Source organism: Comamonas sp. wu1-DMT (assembly GCF_040187805.1).
Lineage (GTDB): Bacteria > Pseudomonadota > Gammaproteobacteria > Burkholderiales > Burkholderiaceae_C > Comamonas > Comamonas thiooxydans.
In genome coordinates, this window is record NZ_JBANEM010000001.1 from 90,784 (window position 1) to 110,088 (window position 19,305).

The 19,305-nt window shown below is 61.8% G+C and carries 17 protein-coding genes and 1 pseudogene; 7 read left to right on the top strand and 11 right to left on the bottom strand.

The window, feature by feature from the left end:
• Positions 1-14: 14 nt before the first annotated feature.
• The 3 genes from V8Z78_RS00405 to V8Z78_RS00415 all read right to left on the bottom strand — a co-directional run bounded on the left by V8Z78_RS00405 (position 15) and on the right by V8Z78_RS00415 (position 2,847).
• Complete coding sequence (locus V8Z78_RS00405; RefSeq protein WP_237704477.1) at positions 15-410, bottom strand: hypothetical protein; 396 nt, start codon at positions 408-410, stop codon at positions 15-17.
• 131 nt (positions 411-541) lie between these two features.
• Entirely contained in the window at positions 542-2,185 is a 1,644-nt protein-coding gene (locus tag V8Z78_RS00410) for an AMP-binding protein (protein ID WP_004340783.1), read from the bottom strand.
• Positions 2,186-2,214: 29 nt separating this feature from the next.
• On the bottom strand, positions 2,215-2,847 hold the full coding sequence (locus V8Z78_RS00415) for a TetR/AcrR family transcriptional regulator (RefSeq protein WP_004340780.1): 633 nt from the start codon (positions 2,845-2,847) through the stop codon (positions 2,215-2,217).
• 139 nt (positions 2,848-2,986) lie between these two features.
• On the opposite strand from V8Z78_RS00415, the gene V8Z78_RS00420 reads away from it, so the two are divergent.
• Complete coding sequence (locus V8Z78_RS00420) at positions 2,987-3,901, top strand: crotonase/enoyl-CoA hydratase family protein (RefSeq protein ID WP_004340777.1); 915 nt, start codon at positions 2,987-2,989, stop codon at positions 3,899-3,901.
• 54 nt (positions 3,902-3,955) lie between these two features.
• On the opposite strand, the gene V8Z78_RS00425 is transcribed toward V8Z78_RS00420, so the two are convergent.
• Both V8Z78_RS00425 and V8Z78_RS00430 read right to left on the bottom strand, forming a co-directional pair.
• On the bottom strand, positions 3,956-4,258 hold the full coding sequence (locus tag V8Z78_RS00425) for a YkvA family protein (RefSeq protein WP_004340774.1): 303 nt from the start codon (positions 4,256-4,258) through the stop codon (positions 3,956-3,958).
• A 169-nt stretch (positions 4,259-4,427) separates the two neighbouring features.
• Positions 4,428-4,961 (bottom strand): GNAT family N-acetyltransferase, encoded by a 534-nt coding sequence (locus tag V8Z78_RS00430; protein ID WP_004340770.1) that lies wholly within the window; start codon positions 4,959-4,961, stop codon positions 4,428-4,430.
• Positions 4,962-5,106: 145 nt separating this feature from the next.
• Between V8Z78_RS00430 and V8Z78_RS00435 the strand changes: the two genes are divergently transcribed.
• Together V8Z78_RS00435 and tsaA are read left to right on the top strand one after the other, a co-directional pair.
• Positions 5,107-5,532, top strand: a complete 426-nt coding sequence (locus V8Z78_RS00435) for a TOBE domain-containing protein (RefSeq protein WP_004340767.1) — start codon at positions 5,107-5,109, stop codon at positions 5,530-5,532.
• A complete protein-coding gene (tsaA, locus tag V8Z78_RS00440; RefSeq protein ID WP_004340764.1) occupies positions 5,532-6,014 on the top strand; it encodes a tRNA (N6-threonylcarbamoyladenosine(37)-N6)-methyltransferase TrmO in 483 nt (160 codons plus the stop codon). The genes V8Z78_RS00435 and tsaA overlap by 1 nt, the downstream gene beginning before the upstream one ends.
• 81 nt (positions 6,015-6,095) lie before the next feature.
• Here the strand turns inward: tsaA and V8Z78_RS00445 are convergent, their stop codons facing one another.
• From V8Z78_RS00445 to V8Z78_RS00455, 3 genes are all read right to left on the bottom strand, one after another.
• Entirely contained in the window at positions 6,096-7,223 is a 1,128-nt protein-coding gene (locus tag V8Z78_RS00445; protein ID WP_057092248.1) for a suppressor of fused domain protein, read from the bottom strand.
• Positions 7,224-7,321: 98 nt separating this feature from the next.
• Entirely contained in the window at positions 7,322-9,763 is a 2,442-nt protein-coding gene (locus V8Z78_RS00450; RefSeq protein ID WP_349730681.1) for an ATP-dependent DNA helicase, read from the bottom strand.
• The gene (locus V8Z78_RS00455; RefSeq protein ID WP_502878832.1) at positions 9,760-11,433 is read right to left on the bottom strand and encodes a VRR-NUC domain-containing protein; all 1,674 of its coding nucleotides are present in this window, start codon (positions 11,431-11,433) and stop codon (positions 9,760-9,762) included. The genes V8Z78_RS00450 and V8Z78_RS00455 overlap by 4 nt, the downstream gene beginning before the upstream one ends.
• A gap of 212 nt (positions 11,434-11,645) precedes the next feature.
• Here V8Z78_RS00455 and V8Z78_RS00460 point away from each other — a divergent pair, with 212 nt between their 5' ends.
• Positions 11,646-11,975: a carboxymuconolactone decarboxylase family protein gene (locus V8Z78_RS00460; protein ID WP_349730683.1), complete on the top strand. Its 330-nt coding sequence runs from the start codon at positions 11,646-11,648 to the stop codon at positions 11,973-11,975.
• Positions 11,976-12,026: 51 nt separating this feature from the next.
• Here V8Z78_RS00460 and V8Z78_RS00465 read toward each other — a convergent pair.
• Positions 12,027-13,941, bottom strand: a pseudogene (locus tag V8Z78_RS00465) (potassium transporter Kup).
• 218 nt (positions 13,942-14,159) lie between these two features.
• On the opposite strand from V8Z78_RS00465, the gene V8Z78_RS00470 reads away from it, so the two are divergent.
• The 3 genes from V8Z78_RS00470 to V8Z78_RS00480 all read left to right on the top strand — a co-directional run bounded on the left by V8Z78_RS00470 (position 14,160) and on the right by V8Z78_RS00480 (position 16,575).
• Positions 14,160-14,942 carry a type 1 glutamine amidotransferase gene (locus V8Z78_RS00470; protein ID WP_349730684.1) on the top strand — a complete coding sequence of 261 codons (783 nt, stop codon included), beginning with the start codon at positions 14,160-14,162 and terminating at the stop codon, positions 14,940-14,942.
• A 126-nt stretch (positions 14,943-15,068) separates the two neighbouring features.
• Complete coding sequence (locus V8Z78_RS00475; protein WP_057092243.1) at positions 15,069-15,833, top strand: YwqG family protein; 765 nt, start codon at positions 15,069-15,071, stop codon at positions 15,831-15,833.
• Positions 15,834-15,870: 37 nt separating this feature from the next.
• The gene (locus V8Z78_RS00480) at positions 15,871-16,575 is read left to right on the top strand and encodes a ribosomal protein L7/L12 (RefSeq protein ID WP_046462120.1); all 705 of its coding nucleotides are present in this window, start codon (positions 15,871-15,873) and stop codon (positions 16,573-16,575) included.
• Positions 16,576-16,630: 55 nt separating this feature from the next.
• Here the strand turns inward: V8Z78_RS00480 and V8Z78_RS00485 are convergent, their stop codons facing one another.
• Both V8Z78_RS00485 and V8Z78_RS00490 read right to left on the bottom strand, forming a co-directional pair.
• Positions 16,631-18,079: an efflux transporter outer membrane subunit gene (locus tag V8Z78_RS00485; RefSeq protein WP_279086971.1), complete on the bottom strand. Its 1,449-nt coding sequence runs from the start codon at positions 18,077-18,079 to the stop codon at positions 16,631-16,633.
• Complete coding sequence (locus tag V8Z78_RS00490; protein WP_034362521.1) at positions 18,076-19,299, bottom strand: HlyD family secretion protein; 1,224 nt, start codon at positions 19,297-19,299, stop codon at positions 18,076-18,078. The genes V8Z78_RS00485 and V8Z78_RS00490 overlap by 4 nt, the downstream gene beginning before the upstream one ends.
• Positions 19,300-19,305: the final 6 nt, after the last annotated feature.

Genomic DNA, 19,305 nt, shown 5'->3' on the forward strand with positions numbered 1-19,305 from the left:
TCGGCTTCAGGGGTTCAGGAGGTCTTTTTCCAGCTTCTTCCGTCAGTGGAGCGATAGTCACCACCCGTGGCACAGCAACCGCCTGCACCAAAGGCCATCCGTCCCAGTGTGACCCGAAGCACGCCTTCCTCATAGCGGATGGATTGACGCTGGCAGGAGGTGAAGAACGGGTATGGCTCGGGCGCCAGCACCTTTTCCCAGCGAACTTCACCCTTTTCCAAAGGCTCCACAAGAAAGACCTCGCAATCGTGGACCAACAGGAATACCGGCTGGCCTGCCAACACGCCTTTGAAGACGTGCTCCGGCGCTGCATCACGCGTGGCCTGCGCCTGCTTGCTCAGAGGTGCTTGGGTTTCGCCAGAGTTGCAGCTCGCCAGACCTGTCAGCGCCAGCAGCAGAAAGGAAAACAAGGGCTTTGCGATCATGAGAGCCCAGTATGCCAGTTGCTTCTATGGAGAATGGCAAACCCATGCCGACATGTCATGCGGGCGGGGCGGCTTGGCTGGATAGGCGCTGACAGCCATTGTTTTCCCAAGACTTATTACCTCAATGTGCGCAGCTGCTGTTGGCGTGCAAGCTCCTTGAGACGAAATTTCTGCACCTTGCCCGAACCCGTCAACGGGAATGCCTCGCAGATAAACCAATACTCTGGCGATTTGTGGGGCGCGAGGTGCTCGCGGCAGAACTGTTTCAGTTCCTCTGCGGCACAGACTTGTGCTTCGGGTTTAAAGCGGATCGCCGCTGCCACCTGCTCACCCCAGTGCGCGTCTTCCAGACCAAACACCGCCACATCGGCCACAGACGGATGCTTCATCAGCACGCCTTCTACCTGCACGGGGTAGATGTTCTCGCCGCCACGAATGATCATGTCCTTGAGCCTTCCCGTGACGTGGCAATAGCCGCGCGCGTCCATGGTGCCAAGGTCTCCCGTGCGCAGCCAGCCATCGCCGAGCAGGGTCTGGGCCGTGGCTCCGGGCTGCTCGAAATATTCGAGCATGCTCTGATAGCCGCGCGCCTGGATTTCACCCTCCTCGCCCACGGGCAGAACTTCACCATCCGGCCCTGAGATGCGCACCTCTACCTGCCATAGCGGCTGGCCCGTGGTCTGGGCCTTGTCCTCGGCGCTGTCACCAGGTGCAGTCTGGCAGACGATGGGGCTGAGTTCGGTCTGTCCATAGACCGTAACCAGATCGCAGCCCATCTCAGTGCGCACGCGCTCGGTCAATGCCACGGGCACGGGTGCGCCACCGGACATGGCCAATTGCAGGCTGGAGAGGTCGTAGGTTTTGGCCTTGCGCTGCTCCAGCAAGGCCAGCAGCATGGTGGGGACCCCGCCCAGTCGCGTGCCACGCTCGTCGGCTATGGCTTGCAGCACCAGATCGGGGTCGAAAGCCACGATCAGCACCAGTGTGGACAAGGTGGTGACACAGCCCAGCACGCTCATCACCGATCCCGCGGTGTGAAACAGCGGCATGGGGCAGATATGCACATCCTCATGCTGCTGCGCGCGAGCAGCGACAAAGCGGGCATTGGTGACCAGACCCATATGATGCAGCAACGCGCCCTTGGGCTCACCCGTGGTGCCCGAGGTGTACTGGATCTGCGCGGGGCTGCGCGGCGCTACATCGGGCAGTGCCCCGTCATGCGGGGTCTGTCGTACCTGCTCAAGCCAACCGCTGAGGCTGATGATATCGACCGAGTCCTCAAGCCCCGCTATCGCCGCACTGGCCATGGCCGCCATATCGCTGCCACGAAACTGATCGATGTGGAATAAGGCACCGGCGCGTGACTGGCGCAGCACATATTGCAGCTCCTGCGTGCGCAGCGCCGGATTGGCCGTGACCAGCACCAGCCCGGCCAGCGATGCACCGTATTGCAGGATGACCCACTCGGGCACATTTGGAGCCCACAGGCAGATGCGCTGCCCAGGCTGGTAACGCTGCAGCAACCAGTGCGCGCAGACCGTGGCATCGTCTAACAGTTGCGCATAAGTCCAGCGGCGGTCGGTCTGCACCGCCCCGGTCAGTGACGGCCAGCCAGCAGGCATTTTCTCCACCAGCGCCCATCGCTCCGGCGCCTTCAAAGCTGCTTCGCGCAGCGCCTGCCCTTCGGTGATTTCCAACACTTCCCGCGAGGTGTCTGCGGGCCAGTAGGACTGGGTCAGTGGGCTCGATAGCTGAGGCACGGGAGTCTCCTTGTTGTGGTGTTGAAAAATCAGTGAATGGGCGGTTTCAACGGCAGCAATTGCCTCACGACCCATATCCATTGCTGCGTCAGCGCCGCCACGGCATGCGGGTTGCTGCGCAAGATGCCCGAGACCGCCAGGCCGCGTACAAATTCAGTACTGGTGCTGACCACCAGCTCATAGGCCGGAAATGACTTGAGCGGCGCAAATATCTCGTCCAGCACGCGCAGCCGGTCGCGCAAAGCCTTGCGCTCTGCAGCCACCAGGGCTTCACGCAACTCGGTATCGGTGCGCGCCACGACCCATAGCTCCAGCTCGGCCAGGAACGACGGCTCTTTCATGCTGTCGACCAACGTGTGAATCGCGCGCTCCACGGGGTCGTCATGTTTTGCTTTGCGTCGCAAACGCTTGAGCACGGTCTCTTCATTGCGCACCACGATGGCATCCACCACGGCGCACAACAGCTCGGCATGGGTAGGAAAGTGGTGCAGCAGCGCTCCCCGGCTAACAGCGGCTCGGCGCTGCACCTCCAGTGTGGTGGTGCGCGCCACGCCCAGATCCATCAGACAGGTCATGGCGCTATTCAGAATGCGCACACGCGTCGCCTGTTTTTGCAGTTCACGCATGTTGCGGCCCTCAGCCGTCTTGAATTCGCCAGTCATCGCCATCTCCAATTTAACAGTCTGCATTGACTGTAAAAACAAATGCACATAGAGTCAACATTGACTGTCAAAAATTCTTTCTTATCAATCGACTATCAATATCCATCGATATTCATTCATTTCAACCAGGAGACTTTTCATGCCCTGCCATAGCACTTTGTCAATCACACCAGACCCCAGCAATCCGCGCATTGCCCGCCTGCTGCTCAACCGCCCCGAGCGCTTGAATGCGATAGGCAACCAGACGCCACGCGAGATCCGCCGAGCCGTGGAGTGGGCCCAGGACAACCCGGACGTCCATGTCATCGTGGTGGAGGGTGCGGGCAAGGGCTTTTGCGGAGGCTACGACCTGGCCGAAACCGCCGAACAGGAAATTGAGCACCCCTGCCAGCAGGAGAGAACGCCTTGGGACCCCATGGAAGACTATGCTTTCATGAAGCGCAATACCGAAGACTTCATGAGCTTGTGGCGCTGCAGCAAGCCCACGATTGCCAAGGTACATGGAGCGGCCGTGGCGGGCGGCAGCGATATTGCGTTGTGCTGCGATCTGCTCATCATGGCCAATGACGCCCGCATTGGCTATATGCCCACGCGCGTCTGGGGCTGCCCCACCACAGCGATGTGGACTCAGCGTCTAGGCCCCATGCGCGCCAAGCAGATGATGTTTACCGGCGATGTGATCAGCGGCGCCCAGGCCGCCGAGTGGGGGCTGGCCAACGAGGCCGTGGATGCATCTGAGCTGGAGGCCGCCACCATGAAGCTCGCCAACCGCATTGCCTCCGTGCCACGCGGCCACCTAGCCATGCACAAGCTGGTGGTCAACCAGACCATGTTGACCATGGGCCTGGAGCAAGGCCAGATGTTGGCCACGGTGTTTGACGGCATCACCCGCCACAACCCCGAGGGCATGTGGTTTCGCCGCTATGCCCAGGCCGAGGGCTTCAAGGCCGCAGTGCAGTGGCGCGACTCGGGCCGAAGCATCCCTGAGGGCGACGAAGCGCGCCGCGAGATCAAGCGGCTGGAGGCGCAGATCGCTAACTTGAAGTCAGAATAGCAACTGCAAAAACAGCGGCCAACGCCTGGTGAAAAAGCGCTGGCCGCTATGTTTTTAGATGCTTGGCCTTTGGTGCGCCTCGACCTTTCCATCCACGCGGCGGCGCAGCGAGGCCTGCAATTCCTCAGGCAGAAACCTGAAAGCCAGTTGCAGCAGCAAAAAGCCGATAAGGCCATCGTCCAGCCAGCCCAGAATGGGGATGGTGTCAGGTACGAAGTCTATGGGGCTGACGATATAGAGCGCCGCCAGCACGGTGACCAGCTTGGCCGCCCTGGGCGAACGCTGGTCGCGCAGCACGGCCCAGGCGAGCAGCAGCTCTTTGCGAAAGCGTGACAGCGCACGACCCAGTTTCCACATAGCAATCACTCCGGCAAAAGTGAAAAAACCGAATCTTCAGTTGCGGTCGAACTGGACGATGACAAGAGCGAGGCATTGCCGGTCTGCCACAGAATGTATCCAAGAGCCGAAACCCAAAAGCATCAATCCTTTTATCGAAAAAGATTGATGCTCCTGATTTGACAGCAAATCAACCGTCGATAGGGTGTTCCGGCGTCTGCAGCGTGAGCTGGTAGAAGGCCAGATCCAGCCAGCGGCCGAACTTGAAGCCCACCTGGGGCATCAGTCCCACGGACTCGAAACCCAACCGCTTGTGCAGTGCAATGCTGCCCGCGTTGGCGGCGTCGATGGCACCGACGAGCACATGCACATCTCCACGCTGCCTGGCCTCGGCAATCAGCAGTTCCATCAATTGCTGCCCCAAACCTCGGCCCCGGTGCTGTGGATGGACATAGACCGAATGCTCGACCGTGTACTTATAGGCGGGGTAGGCGCGAAAACCTCCCCAGCTGCAAAAGCCCAGCAACCGGCCTTGCGCATCCTCGATGCCGATGACGGGGAAGCCGCCTGCACGTTTGGCCTCGAACCAGCTGACCATGTTTTGTGTCGTGCGCGGCTGGTAGTCGTAGAGCGCCGTGGAATTGACGATGGCATCGTTGAAAATGTCCAGAATCGCAGCGGCGTGGCGTTCGTGCGTGCATTGCACGATGTTCAGATCACTCATTTCTTGGCCTCAGGCACCCAAATCAGAGTCGGTATTATGGGCAAGGTCCAAGCAGTCGTGGCCCGCGCAGCGTTTAACTGCACAGGCGCGGGTGCTATAAGAATAGATTCAGCTTCCGTCCCGCCGGTATTTTCAGGAAACCCTCATGCAAAGCAGCGCACGCAACCAGTTCAAGGGCAGTGTCTCCCATATCAGCCACGGCATCGTCACCGATGAAGTCCAGATCCGTACCGAGCACAATGCGGAGCTGGTGGCGACCATCACGCATGGCAGTGCCGTCAGCCTGGGTCTGAAGGCCGGCAGTACGGTGATCGCCATGGTCAAGGCGCCGTCCGTGATGGTGGTGACGAATTGCGAAGGCGTGCGCTTCTCGGCGCGCAACCAGCTCAACGGCAAGATCACCCGAATCAAGCCCGGAGCAGTGAATACCGAAGTGACCATAGACGCCCAGGGCCTGCAGGTGGTGGCCATGGTCACCCAGGAAAGCACCGAAAACCTGGGCCTTGCCGTGGGCAAGACGGCTACGGCCTTGTTCAAGGCTTCTCAGGTCGTGCTGGCGGTGCTGCCCTGATGAACGAATCCATTGTTCTGCAGCCCATAGGCCGCGTACACAGCCCGTTCAAGCATGCCGTGGGCATGCCCATACAGACCGTGGCTGCCCAGCAGCATGAGGGAAAGATCGAGGTTTTTTCGCCTTTTGCCGCGGGTTTGCGTGATGTGCAGGAGTTTCAATACCTGATCCTGCTCACGCACTTGCATGAAGCTACGGAAAAGCTGGAAGTCGTGCCCTTTATGGACACCAGCAGCCATGGCGTTTTTGCCACAAGGGCACCGGCAAGACCCAACCGCATCGGCCTGTCCATTGTCGAACTGCTTGGCATGGACGGATGCTGGCTGCATTTCCGCGGTAACGACATGCTGGATGGCACGCCCGTGCTCGACATCAAGCCCTATGTGCCGCAGCTGGATGTGCGCGAGACAGAACGCATAGGCTGGTTTGCCAGAGGGCTGGATCAGTTGCCGGGCAGGCTCTCCGACGAGCGCATGCGTTGAGAGCTATTTGTTTTCCGAGCTGGAACAGCTGATGCGTCTATCTCCAAAGCGCATGCGGCTACTTGATGTGTGGCATGGTACTTAACGCTCTTCGTACCTGCCGGTCACGCGCCCCTGGCTATCCGTCACCACACTGCTCTTGACCTGCCAGACCAGACCATCGAGTCCGGGCACGGTGTACTCGCCGTCGCGCCCCTTGACGGCCTGTTTCCAGGCCTGCATCTGAGCCTGGGTCAGGCTGAGCTTGAGCTCGTGGTCGCTATGCCAGTTCAGCATCCCGCCTTCACTGTCGCCGGCAGGCACCAGCTCCAGCGTGGAACCATCGCCTGCCAGAATCAGCGGGCGGCCATGAGGCAGGCGAGCCGGCAGCATGGCCTTGAGGTCGCGCACGCCCAGGCTTCCCAGACGTATCACGGTCTGCGGGCTGCGCAGCAGGCGCTTGCGATGACTGAAGCCAAGCACATCGTTGTAGAGCACGCCCGTCTTGGAGCCTTCTCGTGCCGCCCCCGCATCGATGGCGGCCTGCATATCGGGCAAGTCATGCAGACTGGGCCGGGCCAGATCGGTGATCCACAACGGCATATAACTCTGCAGAGACTGCAGCGCTCCCAGCACATTCCAGCGGCGTACCTCGCGCAACTCGTCACTGGTCAACCCCACCAGCTGCAGAAACATCAGGTCACCATAGGGCGTATGAATGGCCGGCAGCTCGGGATCCTGCACAAAGCCCATCTCGGTCAGCAGCGTGTCGGCATCGGCCTTGATAGGGCCGCTGGCCGTCATCCAGTGGCCGGGGGCCAGCACATTGCCGGTGCGAAATACATATCGAGCAATATTTTGCAAGAAGTTAACAGGCCAACTAGGCGGCTCCTGCTCGCTGGCGGCACGCATCAGCCTGAAGCTCAACTCGAAACCATAGCCACTGGGCTTGCCTGGAGCGATGTCGTAGCTGTCGTCGAGATCGCCATACAAATCGCTGAAGCCATAGCTGACATAGTGCCAGTGCGGCACGCCCTGCTCGCTGCGATAGACGCTGACGCCGTCCAGCGGCTCTTCTCCTCCAAGACGAAATTTGATCAGCGTCCCGAAATGCGCGGGCTGCTGATCGCCATAAACCGTCTGCAGCGCCCCATCGATTGCATCCCATCCCTGGCTGCCCTCTTGCCCGTTCGCGTGGGTTTGAGAGTCGTAGGTTTCGCGGGAATTCATGGCCTTTTTCTCCTTTGCCCCAAGTATCAAGGCTGGCGAAAGCCGTTCGAGCGGGATTACAAACGGAGATGTGAGCGAGCGTTTCTGGCAACCATGCGTCAGATACCTCGGTCGACCCCTTCGATCTGCCACCAGGCAGGCAACAGTGCACGCACCTCGGCGCGCGCGAAGCGGTCGTCCATCAGCACCAGAATGCCACGATCATTCTCGCCACGTATGACCCGGCCAGCCGCCTGCACCACCTTGCGCAAGCCCGGGTAAAGATAGGTGTAGTCATAGCCCAGCCCCACTCCCATGGCCTGATCCATGGCACGCTGCATGGCTTCGTTGACAGGATTGAACTGGGGCAGACCCAGCGTGGCAACAAAAGCACCGATCAGACGGCTGCCGGGCAGATCCACGCCTTCGGAGAACGCCCCTCCCAGCACGGCCAGGCCCAGGCCCTGACCGCCCTCGACAAAGCGGGCCAGAAATTCGGCACGCCCAGCCTCGTCCATGCCGCGCTGCTGCAGCCAAAGCGGCAGTTGCGGCTGCAGCCGCTCCAGGGTGGCGGCCAATTGCTGCAGATAATCAAAGCTGCTGAGAAAACACAGATAGTTGCCGGGCTGACGCGCATATTGCTGCGCGATCAACTCGGCCATGGGGATCAGCGATGCCTCGCGATCTCTCCAGCGTGTCGATATATGGCCTGCGATATGCACCTGCAGCTGCCGGGCCGCAAACGGCGACGGGACATCCAGCCAGGCAGTATCGGCAGGCAGTCCCAGCAGGTCACGGTAGAACCCGGGGGGACTCAGCGTGCCCGAAAACAGCACCGTGGCCTGTGCCGCCTCATGGCGTGGCGCCAGATGCGGCCCGGGCACCACATTGCGAATGCACAGCGTGGATGCCGGCGTACGCACTCTGCTCGCACGCTGCTGCTGCTGCGTGGCCAGTTGAATATCAAACAGCGCATGCGGCCCGAACTGATCGGCCAGCGCCTGAAAGTGCAGCAGTTCCCAGTAAAAATCCAGCAAGGCATGGTCGGCAAGCGCGGGCGGCCCCCCTGCGGTCGCATGCCCGGCTATTTCCTGCTCGGCCAGTTGCTCCGCTATTGCACCCACGGCCCGCTGCACGGTGCCCAGCAGTGTGTCAGGAATGCCCTCGTAGCTTTGGTAACTGGCCTGATCCTGGGCCTTGTTCAGCGTCTGCCACTGGCGCTGCAGTGCATCGAGTGCCTTTTTGACAGCTCCGGTCGCGGCCTGACGGGCCTGCGCCAGAGCAAACTGGGACAGCGGTGCCGTGTACATGCTGCGCGCGCGCTCCAGCAGATTGTGCGCCTCGTCCACCAGAACGCCCACACGCCAGTCCTGTTGCAAGGCCAGCGCATAGAGCATGGCGGCACTGTCGTAGTAATAGTGGTAGTCGGCCACCACTACATCGGCCCAGCGCACCAACTCCTGCGACAGGTAATAGGGGCAGATGCCATGTTCCAGGGCCAGAGTCCGTAACGCTGGCGCATCCCATAGCGGCAGTTGCAGCGCCTGCTGCCTGGCCGCAGGCAGTCGGTCAAAGAAACCGCGCGCCAACGGACAGGACTCTCCATGGCAGGCCTTGTCTGGATGCTCGCAGGTCTTGTCGCGCGCCTGCATATCCAGGACACGCAGTGGCGCAACCGATGCCGATGCCGATGCCGATGCCGATGCCGATGCCGATGCCGATGCCGATGCCGATGCCGACAAAGCTTGCTGCAGCTGCCACAGTGCGTGCAGTGCCAGCCCATGTCCAGTCCCCTTGGCTGTGAGAAAGAACAGCTTGTCCAGCCCTGCTGAATCCGTGGCCCCCTTGCCCATGGCGGCTCCCATGCTCTTGAGCAGGGGGAAAATCGTGGCCAAAGTCTTGCCGATACCGGTCGGGGCCTGGACCATCAGGCAACGGCCCCCTTCGCTGGCATGGGCCGTGCGGTAGACGGCCACGGCCAGCTCCCGCTGCCCGGCTCTGAAGGCAGGCATGGGAAACTGCAGCTGCGCCATGGCCGCATCGCGCGCCTGACGGTGGGCGGCCTCGCTGCGTGCCCAGACGAGATAGTGGGCACATTGCGATTCGAAAAAGGCTTGCAGTTCGGTGGCAGAACATTCCTCCACCAGCACGGTCTCCTCTGCGCTGCCGATCTGGAAATAGACCAGCGCCAGCTTGATCCGCTCAAGACCGCGCTCCTGACACAGCAAATGACCGTAGACCCTTGCCTGGGCCCAATGCAGTGCCCGATGATGGGGGCGCACGCCGTCAAGCCGGCCCCGGTAGGTCTTGATCTCTTCGAGTTGCTGCTTGACGGCATCAAAGCCATCGGCCCGGCCGCGAACCTGCAACTCTTCGAACCGGCCGCGGAGCGCCAGTTCCGTCTCGTAGCCGCCCACTTTTTCACGCCGTTTCTGCACCACGGCATGGCCTTCCATGCCCTCCAGCGCACTGGGCGCGGGCGTGAAGCGCAGATCCAGATCACCGCCGCGCGCCGTGAACTCGCACAGCGCGCGTACTGCCACGCTAAGCGCAGGCTTCATGACGTGCCACCTTCGTCGCGCCACTGCACATGACAGACGCGCACAGGAATGCCCTGCTCCTTGCAATAGGCCAGCCAGCGAACCTGGTTGTCCTGCAGCTTGTCACCCGGCGCTTTGACTTCCACCAGCTCGTAGCGTGAACCGGCATCGGACCGCAGAGGCCAGAAGCGCACCAGATCGGGAAAGCCGGTGCGGTTGGCCTTCAGGTCCAGCAACAGCCGCGCGAACAGAGTCCGCAGATGGGCGGCAGGCATGCAATCGAGCGCCAGCTCCAGCAGCTCTTGCGTCAATGAGCCCCAGAACACAAATGGTGACTGAACCCCTTGCTTGTCGGCAAAACGCTGGCGAATCGTGGCCCGGTAGCGACCGTCCTCCAGCTCGGCCAGACAGGCATCAAACAGCGGCTGGCGGCGCAGCACAAAATCCGGTGCTCCCAGATCGGCCGGCCCACTCTGGAAGGGATGAAAAAACGCCCCCGGCAGCGGCGCAAAGATGGCGGGCCAGCACAGCAGACCGAATAGCGAGTTGACCAACGCGTTCTCCACATAGAACACAGGCGCATCGGCGCTATGCCAATGGGCTTGCAGCGCGTACTCCACCGCCATGGGCTGGGCGGGTCGGTCCAGCAGCACATCGCTGCGCAGGGCTGCCACGGCCGGGGCCAGAGCTGGCTGGCGCCCCACGGCCCCCAGTCCCAGGCTGCGGCTCAGACGCGGCAGCATGCGCGCCACACGCTGGCGCTCCTCCTCACTTTCAGGCGCGGCTTGCGCCTGGCTGGCAAGAGCCAGCGCCTGATCAAAGCATTGCATGCGCTCCAGCACGCGAATATGACGGTGGCGTGCACCCGCATAGCGGCTGGCCGTGTAGGCCTGAGCCGCCAGCGGCCAGTCCTGCAGCCTCTCGCACATCTGGCCAAGCTTCAGCAGAACCTTGGCCCGGCGCATGTCCAACCATGGGTTCTCGCTATGATTTTCAATAAGCGCAGGCAGCAATTGTGCCGGCTCCACGCCTTCGTCGAGATCCCGACGCCGGGCCGATATCTCCAGATAGAAGTCCAGATCTTCGCGGCGTTGAAATGCGCGCGAGTCAGCATCCAGCGTCACCGGCTCGTAGCGAAAAATACCGAGGTCGGCCAGCACGAACTCCGACCAGTCCTGGTAGAGATTGCCAAAAAACATCAGCCTCAGACGCTCTCCCAGCTCACCCACCATGACGCGCCAGACAGGTTCCACGGCCTCGGGATGCCAGACGGCATACGGCAGAGGCTCGGGTTGCCTCTCAGCCAGCAGTTGCAGCATCTCGGCCTTGCGCATGGAGGAGCACAACTCAAAGCCAGTCAAGATCTGCAGCAGCTCGGGTTTGGTGTGCAAGCCGAATAGTTCGACCGCCTCCATGGGCTCGGTGGTACTGAGCCAGCCACGCTCCAGCAAGGGCGCTGCAGCATCGACCGTCACCGGAATCTCCTCATAGGCCAGCTTGCTGGCTCGAAACCAGGGCCCGCGCCGCATCAGCATTCGTACCAGCAGCGCCCTGGAGTTCTGCGGCAAGCGCGCAAAGCCGGCGATGAAATCAGCCTCCTGCTCGCTGAGCAGATCTCCATAGCGCTGCGCCAGCCAATCCAGCGCCTGCTGGAAGTTGTGCAGATAGTAGAAGCGGTGCGGCGCAAGAATGGCGGCCTGGGATGCGGTCACGGTGACGCTCACAAAATGCTCGGCGAAAAGACGGCTGGATGCCGACAATGAACCTGTATTTTCATACAGCCCACAAATCCCTGCAGGCTCCTCCGAACCCAGTACTGCCGATCGTCGGACGAAACGCTTGCGACTTGAATGCCCTGTGACAGTGGCACACAATCAATGCTTCATTCAACAAGGAGCAGGCAATGCTGGACTGGAACGAATACCGCAAGGAATTGGCGGGCAGGCTGGGAGAGTTTTCCGAGTTGAGCCCAGGCACCATGGAGGGCTACAAGGCCTTGTCCGGTGCAGGCAGGAAGACCGGCCATCTCGATGCCAAGACGCGCGAGCTGATTGCCATTGCCGTGGGCGTGACCACGCGTTGCGACGGCTGCATTGCCGTGCATACCAAGGCTGCCAAGGAAGCTGGTGCCAGCAGGGAAGAAATCGCCGAAGCCCTGGGTGTGGCCGTGGCCTTGAATGCGGGCGCCGCCATGGTCTACTCGGCTCGCGCGCTGGACGCTTTGGACGAGTAACGTTCTAAAAAGATAGCAGCCAGCGCCTGTCTGGCTAGCCATACCTAGCCGTCAAAGCACAACCTGCGTGCCCAGCTCCACCACCTGGTTGGCTGGCAACTTGTAATAAGTCGCCGCACTGGCCGACTGGCGAGACATCCAGCCAAACAGCGCGCAGCGCCAGGCCGAGAGACCGCCTGGCCCGTCCACCACCTGCACCCTGGCCACAAAGAAGCTGGTCGTCATCGGGTCGAGGTTCGGTATCTCGCCATCGACGTCCGGCGCAATCCGCTGGAGCGCCGCCGGAATATCAGGCTGCTCGCGAAAGCCGAAATGCATGTCCAGTGCCCAGACCCCATTGCACATGGGCTTCAGCTGCAGGCGCTCGCCATCATGCACATAGGGCGTGTTCTCGTTGATCACGTGGAGAAACACCGTCTGCTCATGCATGACCTTGAAATGCTTGAGATTGTGGAACAGCGCATTCGGCACAAGCTTGGGGTCGGAGGTCAGATAGACGGCCGTGCCGGACACCACCGGCACGCCGCTCATGGGCGAGCTCATCAGATCGCTCATGGGAATATCAAGGCGACGGCGATGTTCGGCCACCAGCTGGGTACCGTCGCGCCATGTGGTCAGCGCGATGAAGATGATGGCGCCCAGAGTCAGCGGCAGCCAGCCGCCCTGCTCCAGCTTGGTCAGGTTGGAGGCAAAAAAGCCTATCTCCAGCACCGCAAAACAGGCCAGCGCCGCCAGTGTCACGGCTCTTGCTCGGCTGCGCCCCAGATAGACCACAAAGCCCACCAGCATGGTGGTGATCAGCATGGTGCCCGACACGGCAATGCCATAGGCGGCCGCCAGCGCTCCCGAGGACTTGAAGGCCAGCACCAGCGCGATCACGGCCAGCAGCATCAGCCAGTTCACGCTGGGGATATAGATCTGGCCCTGCTCCTGATCGGAAGTATGCAGCACGCGCACACGCGGCAGATACCCGAGGCGGCTGGCCTGCAGCGTCATGGAATAGGCCCCCGAGATGGTCGCCTGAGAGGCAATCACCGTGGCGGCCGTGGCCAACACCACAAAAATCAGCAGCCAGGACGGCGAAGCCAACAGAAAAAAAAGGATTGCTGGCAGCCGATGCATCACGCAACAGCAAGGCGCCCTGGCCGAAGTAATTGAGCATCAGAGCCGGAAACACCAGTCCATACCAGCCCAGACGCACGGCCCGGCTGCCGAAGTGGCCCATATCGGCATAAAGAGCTTCGGCACCTGTCATCGCAAGAAACACTGCCGATAGCAGAAAGAAGGCCTTGTCCGTGTGTTGCACGGCGAAGCGCAGCGCATGCAGCGGGTTGACGGCCTGCAGCACCATGGGCGTCTGCACAATGCTGGCCACGCCCGCCCAGGCAATGCAGAGGAACCAGACAATGGTGACCGGGCCGAACAGCTTCCCTACCACACTGGTGCCCTTCATCTGAATGGAAAACAGTCCGATCAGTATGCCTATCGTGATAGGTACGATGAAATGCTCGAACTCCGGCGTGGCAATGCTCATACCCTCCACGGCAGAGAGCACGGAAATCGCCGGCGTGATAATGGCGTCCCCATAAAACAGTGCGGCCGCAAACACGCCGGCCCCGACCACAAAGCGCGAGCGGCGCGACTGATCGCCCATCACGCGGTGGGCCAGCGCCGTCAGCGCCAGCACGCCGCCCTCGCCATCGTTATCGTGGCTGAGCACCACCCACACATATTTGATGGCGACGATGACGATCACGGCCCACAGCAGGGCCGAGAGCGCAGCCAGCACATTATCGGGACCCACCGTCAGTCCATGGGCGCCGGTAAAAGCCTCCTTGAACGCATAGAGCGGGCTGGTACCGATATCGCCAAACACCACCCCCAGAGCCGCCAATGTCAGTGCCGACTGGCTGCTGCCCTGCCCCGTATTCCCAGCCCCCTGAAGCCCGTGTTTGCTTTGTGACATAGCCATGCTTTTGCAGTGATAGAGGCCGCCGCAGTCGGGCGGCGGCAGCCCAGTATGGCACGCTGACGGAAATTGGAAAGCCTGGATGACGCCGGACCGAGCTGTCTTTCTTTATGCAATCTTGATAGCAGCAGCCACAATCCATACCAGGGCTTGACGCCTGATTTTCTAGATTCAAGGCTTCGCAACAACCGGCTTGCCCTTCAAGCCCGCCTCCCATGAAGCCTGTCGCCATCCTCCAGCATGAAGCATCGCAAGGCCCTGGCATCCTGCTCGACCATTTGCACCAGCAAGACATTGCCCATGTGCTGATAGATCCCTGTGCCGAAGGCGCGGCCCCGGCCAATGCGCGCGACTATCGCGGCATCATCGTGCTGGGCAGCAACCATTGCGCCAACGAGCAGTTGCTCTGGATCGATGAAGAGCGCTGCCTGCTGCAAAGTGCCCTGCAGTACGACATCCCCGTGCTGGGCCACTGCTTTGGCGCGCAGATGCTGGCCCGCGCCATGGGCGCAGGCGTCTGGCGCAACCCCTGCGCGAATATCGGCTGGAGCGAAGTCCGCATCACCCCCTGCGCTCAGCAACTGATGAACCTGCCCGCGCAAGCCACCATCTTCAACTGGCACTACGACACTTTCGACATTCCGACGGCCGCCAGGCGCACCATGTACGGCCAGCATTGCCTGAACAAGGGCTTTGTCCACGGCCGGCAATGGGCGTTTCAAGGCCATCTGGAAGTGACCGCAGACAGCGTGCGTCAATGGTGCGGCGAGGGCCACGATGAGCTGCTGCAGGCCCGAGGCCCGGCCGTTCAGAGCGAAGCCCAGATCCTGGACCGACTGCCGCAACACATAGACCAGTTGCATGCCATGGCACTGCGCACCTACAAGGCATGGACCGATCAGCTGGACAGGCCGGTTTCGATTTCGTGCAGCAGTTCCTCGGAAACTTTGAGCCGATTTCGCCTCAAGTCCAATGCGTACCTTCGCATGCAGCTATGAATTTGCAAGCATCAGAGTCCAGGAATGCAATGAACAGACGTTTTTTTGCATCTAGCGGACGGTCTCTGGCAAGGCCCGGCCGCTGTCTGGGTCAGAATGACCTGCAAACTCACTGCACCAAGCTTCATGGACTTCACAACGCTTGAAAAACACCTGGATGCCTCGCCGCTGTTGAAGGCGCACAAGCAATATTTTCTGAATCTGGCCCAGCCCGCCGTAGCCATTCGCCTGGGCCACGCCATGGGCGAGCCCCTGCAAAGCCGCTTTGGCGGCCAGCCCATGGTGCCTGCGGGCTTTGTCTGGCCCGAGCATCCGGACGGCCACTACCTGTTTGTCGGACAGATCAACTTTGCCGAGCTCCCCGGCGGACCCGGTCGCCCTGCAGAGCTGCCGGCCAGCGGCCTGCTGTCGCTGTTCCACGGCTTTGACGAGGACGACGCCATCTTCTGGCGCGACCAGGACTATCTCAAGGCGTTCTACTGGCCGGACATCAGCGGCATGCATGAAATCCAGGCTCCCCACCAGTGGGTCACGGACAGCCGTGCGCTGCAGTTTGAGAACGGCATCGACCTTCCTCGCCACGAGGAGCTGTGCAAGGACTGGCCCGTGGAGTTCGATGAACTCCAGGACTGGCTCCATGGGCTTGAGGAAAGCGGCGATCTGCCTCGCGACTATCTGCTGGGCCGCCCCTCCTGGGACAGCCTTGGCTACGACCCCACGCCCGACGCCGAGGAATACCCTGGCAGCTCGCACTGGCGCTCGCTGCTGACGCTGCAGTCGCACGAGGAATTCCACTGGTGCTGGCAGGACGGTGCACGGCTCATGGCCTTTATCGAGGATGCCAAACTGCACGCCAGGGACTTCAGCCATCTGCAAGTGGACTGCGGCTAACGCCTGGTTCAACAGCCACAACCTTGAAGAGCAGCCCATGCCCACACAGATTCCAGCAGAGATCCTCAAGCACTGGCAAAGCGGTCACAAGATCGAAGCCATCAAACAGCTGCGCGAGCAAAGCGGGCTGGGTCTGAAGGAGGCCAAGGATCTGCTGGAAGCCAGCGACGAGCCGGACTTTGTCCAGCATGGCGCTGCAGAGCAGACGCAGGCGATACAGCAGTTGCGCGAGCAGCTGGAAAAACTGAGCATGAAAGATGCCACGTTGCTGCTGGACCAGCTGAATCGGGACGACGCCGCGTCCAACAGTTCCTTCTCTTCCATCAAGACCACCACCACGACCGTCAATGGCAAGACCACCACCAGCGTCACCGTGAGCGGCGATCATGCAGAGGCCATAGAGGCGTTGCTGTCCGGCGCAAACGCAGTGCCTGCAGAGACCAGGGCCGAGGTGGAAGACGCCATGGCACGCGGCAACAAGATCGAAGCCATCAAGCTGCTGCGCGAGGCCACGGGCCTGGGTCTTGCCCAGGCCAAGGAACATATCGATGCGGCCATGGATGGCATTGCGCTGGACTGGCAGATCCTGCAACGGCAATCGGTGCGAGCCAGCGCGCAAACCGACTCTCGGGCCACGGCAACCGCGCCCGGCGAAGTCCCCAAAGGACAAGGTCAGTATCTGTGGCTGCTGGTACTGGCACTGGCTGCTGCCGGCCTTTGGTACTACTTCAAGATGCCCTAAAACTCATAACAGACAAGCGAAGAGAACTCACTTTTCAGGAGCTTTCGACTCGAACTCAAGGTTGCGGGGCGGTCGTATCCGCCAGTTGCCAGCCGCCACCCAGCGCCTGGTACAGCGCTACGGCGTTTTCCAGCTGGCTCTGACGCAGGCGCAGCACTTCCTGCTGCACGGCAAACAGATTGCGCTGGGCATCCAGCTCCTCCAGATAGCTGGCGTAGCCGGCCTCATAGCGATCCTTGGCAAAGCCCAGGGTACGACCCAGCACTTTTTCGCGTTCCTTGGCATGCTCCCACTGGGCTTGCAACTGCTGAGAACTGACCAGAGCTGTTTCCACGTCGCCAAAGGCCTTGATGACCACACCGCGATAGGCGTAGGCAGCCTGATCGCGCTGGGCAGATGCCGCATCGAACTGGCCCTGCAGGCGACCGCCATTGAACAGCGGCGCCAGAATGCTGCCGCCCAGAGACCAGACCCGGGCCGGGTTGTAATCCAGCGCGTTGATGAACAGGCTGCCGAAGTTCGCACTCAGGCTCACCTGCGGCAAAAAGGCCGCGCGCTGTGCCGCAAGATTGCTGTCGCTGGCCGCCAGCAGCAGTTGGGCGCGCGCAATGTCGGGGCGGCGCTCCAGCAAGCCCGATGGCAAGCCAGGTGCAGGCATGGCGGGCAGGCTCATGGACTCGAGTCCGGCATGGGCGCTCAAGCTGGAACGGGCCAGGGCCTGTGCCTGGTCATCACCGCTGCCGCCCACCAGCTGCATCAGTGCTATGCGCTGGCGCTGCAGCGCCAGAGACAGCTGCTGCACCGATTGCCGCACGCTTTCCAGCTCGGCCAGTGCCTGGCTCTGCTGCAGCTGCGAGATATAGCCCACACGCACCTGGTCGGTGAGCAGACGCAACGCATCCTCGCGCGACTTCACCGTATCCTCTGCCACGGCGAGCTGGGCCTGCAGCGAGCGCAGAGCGATATAGGCCTGCGCCACGGTCGCGGCCACCGTCAGGCGTACCGCGTCGCGATCCGCCTGGCTGGCCTGCAGGCGTTTATCGGCAGCCCGACTCAGACTGCCGAGGCGGTCCCAGAGATCCAGCTCCCAGCTCGCTTGCAGCACCGGCTGGGCCGAACGCACATGCACCATCTGGCCGGTTCGCGCGCTCAGGCTGCGGTTGGCCGAGCCCGGTGCGCTTAGCGACAGCTGCGGTGCAGCCGCCGAGCCCGTCACATCGAGATTCGCGCGTGCCTCCTCCACCCGGGCCAGGGCGGTGAGCACATCGTTGTTGCGCGCAAGCGCCAGTTCCACCCAGCGACTCAGCTGCGCATCACCAAAGGCCTGCCACCAACCGGTCTGGACTGCGCTGGCACCATCTGCGGCCCGTTCCGCGCTCCAGCTGGCCGGCACCGCAGGCCGGGCGCTGTCCGGGGCCCGGGTCAGACTGGGCACGCTGCAGCCAGCCATCAGGACTGCAAGCGCCAAGGGCAAGACACGCACAGTATGGAAGGCGTTCTTCATGGCTTGGCCTGTTCGGATGCGGACACTGCGGGCGCTTGAGGTTTTTGAGCCAAATTGGCCTCAATCGCTTGATGGGTCTGCGCTGAATGCTCTACTTTTTGTGCAGTATCGAGGCGCACGATGACCGACATCCCAGGGCGCAGGCGCGCGGCATCGGCCTGACCCTCGTCGATGGCAATCTTGATGGGCAGACGCTGGACGACCTTGGTGAAATTGCCCGTGGCGTTGTCGGCCTTGAGCACACTGAACTCCGACCCCGTGGCCGGTGCAATCTCCAGCACATGACCCTTGAGGCGCAAGCCGCCCAGCGCGTCCACGCTGAAGCTCACGACCTGGCCGATCTGCACCCGGGCGGTCTGGGTTTCCTTGTAATTGGCCACCACCCAGTAAGTGGGCGGCACCACATACATGAGCTGCGTACCGGCTGCCACGTACTGGCCCTTGCGTACCGATACCTCGCTGACCTGTCCATCGCTGGGTGCATGGACCACGGTGTTGTCCAGATTGATCTGTGCCTGGCGCAGCAGCGCCTCGGCCATCTGCACCTGGGCCTTGAGAGAGTCACGGCCCACGGTCGTGGCCTTGATCTTTTCCTGGTTGATCGCGATGTCTGCCTGGGCCTTGGCCACGTTGGTCGCGGCCAGGCGCGAGGTGGCGCGCACCTTGTCGCGTTCGTTCAGAGACACGGAGCCTCGCTCGGCCAGCTCCTGCACACGCTTGAGCTCCGCCTGCGAACGCTGGGCCTCCGCCTCCACGGCAGCCAGACCGGCGCGGCTGGCACTCAGCGTGGCACGGTTCTGGGCCTGTGTCTGTTCCGAATTGCTCAGCTGCGCCTGGGCATTGGCCAGTTGCGCCTGGGCCTGGGCGACGGCCGCTTCATAGCTGCGGCTATCGATGCGCACCAGCGCCTGGCCGGCCTTGACCTGCTCGTAATCCTTGACCAGCACCTCGGTCACATAGCCATTGACCTGCGGAGCCAGCACGGTGACGGCACCACGCACATAGGCATTGTCCGTGGTCACTACCGAGCTGTTGAAAGGCCACAGATTCCAGGCCCGCAGCACGAGCAGCATGCCTGCCAGGGCCACGACCAGCATGATGAGCACGCTGCGCAAAGAAGGCTTGATCTTCTTTGGCGTGGGAGGCAAGGCTGCAGCGGATGAAGGGGCTGCTGTCGCCGCAGAGGCTGCGGGAGAATGGGGTTGTTGACTGTCGCTCATGCTCAA

Coding starts and splice junctions, on each gene's coding strand:
- V8Z78_RS00415 (WP_004340780.1), bottom strand. CDS start 2,847: ATGACTGGCGAATTCAAGACGGCTGAGGGCCGCAACATGCGTGAACTG.
- V8Z78_RS00420 (WP_004340777.1), top strand. CDS start 2,987: ATGCCCTGCCATAGCACTTTGTCAATCACACCAGACCCCAGCAATCCG.
- V8Z78_RS00425 (WP_004340774.1), bottom strand. CDS start 4,258: ATGTGGAAACTGGGTCGTGCGCTGTCACGCTTTCGCAAAGAGCTGCTG.
- V8Z78_RS00430 (WP_004340770.1), bottom strand. CDS start 4,961: ATGAGTGATCTGAACATCGTGCAATGCACGCACGAACGCCACGCCGCT.
- V8Z78_RS00435 (WP_004340767.1), top strand. CDS start 5,107: ATGCAAAGCAGCGCACGCAACCAGTTCAAGGGCAGTGTCTCCCATATC.
- tsaA (WP_004340764.1), top strand. CDS start 5,532: ATGAACGAATCCATTGTTCTGCAGCCCATAGGCCGCGTACACAGCCCG.
- V8Z78_RS00445 (WP_057092248.1), bottom strand. CDS start 7,223: ATGAATTCCCGCGAAACCTACGACTCTCAAACCCACGCGAACGGGCAA.
- V8Z78_RS00450 (WP_349730681.1), bottom strand. CDS start 9,763: ATGAAGCCTGCGCTTAGCGTGGCAGTACGCGCGCTGTGCGAGTTCACG.
- V8Z78_RS00460 (WP_349730683.1), top strand. CDS start 11,646: ATGCTGGACTGGAACGAATACCGCAAGGAATTGGCGGGCAGGCTGGGA.
- V8Z78_RS00470 (WP_349730684.1), top strand. CDS start 14,160: ATGAAGCCTGTCGCCATCCTCCAGCATGAAGCATCGCAAGGCCCTGGC.
- V8Z78_RS00475 (WP_057092243.1), top strand. CDS start 15,069: ATGGACTTCACAACGCTTGAAAAACACCTGGATGCCTCGCCGCTGTTG.
- V8Z78_RS00480 (WP_046462120.1), top strand. CDS start 15,871: ATGCCCACACAGATTCCAGCAGAGATCCTCAAGCACTGGCAAAGCGGT.
- V8Z78_RS00485 (WP_279086971.1), bottom strand. CDS start 18,079: ATGAAGAACGCCTTCCATACTGTGCGTGTCTTGCCCTTGGCGCTTGCA.
- V8Z78_RS00490 (WP_034362521.1), bottom strand. CDS start 19,299: ATGAGCGACAGTCAACAACCCCATTCTCCCGCAGCCTCTGCGGCGACA.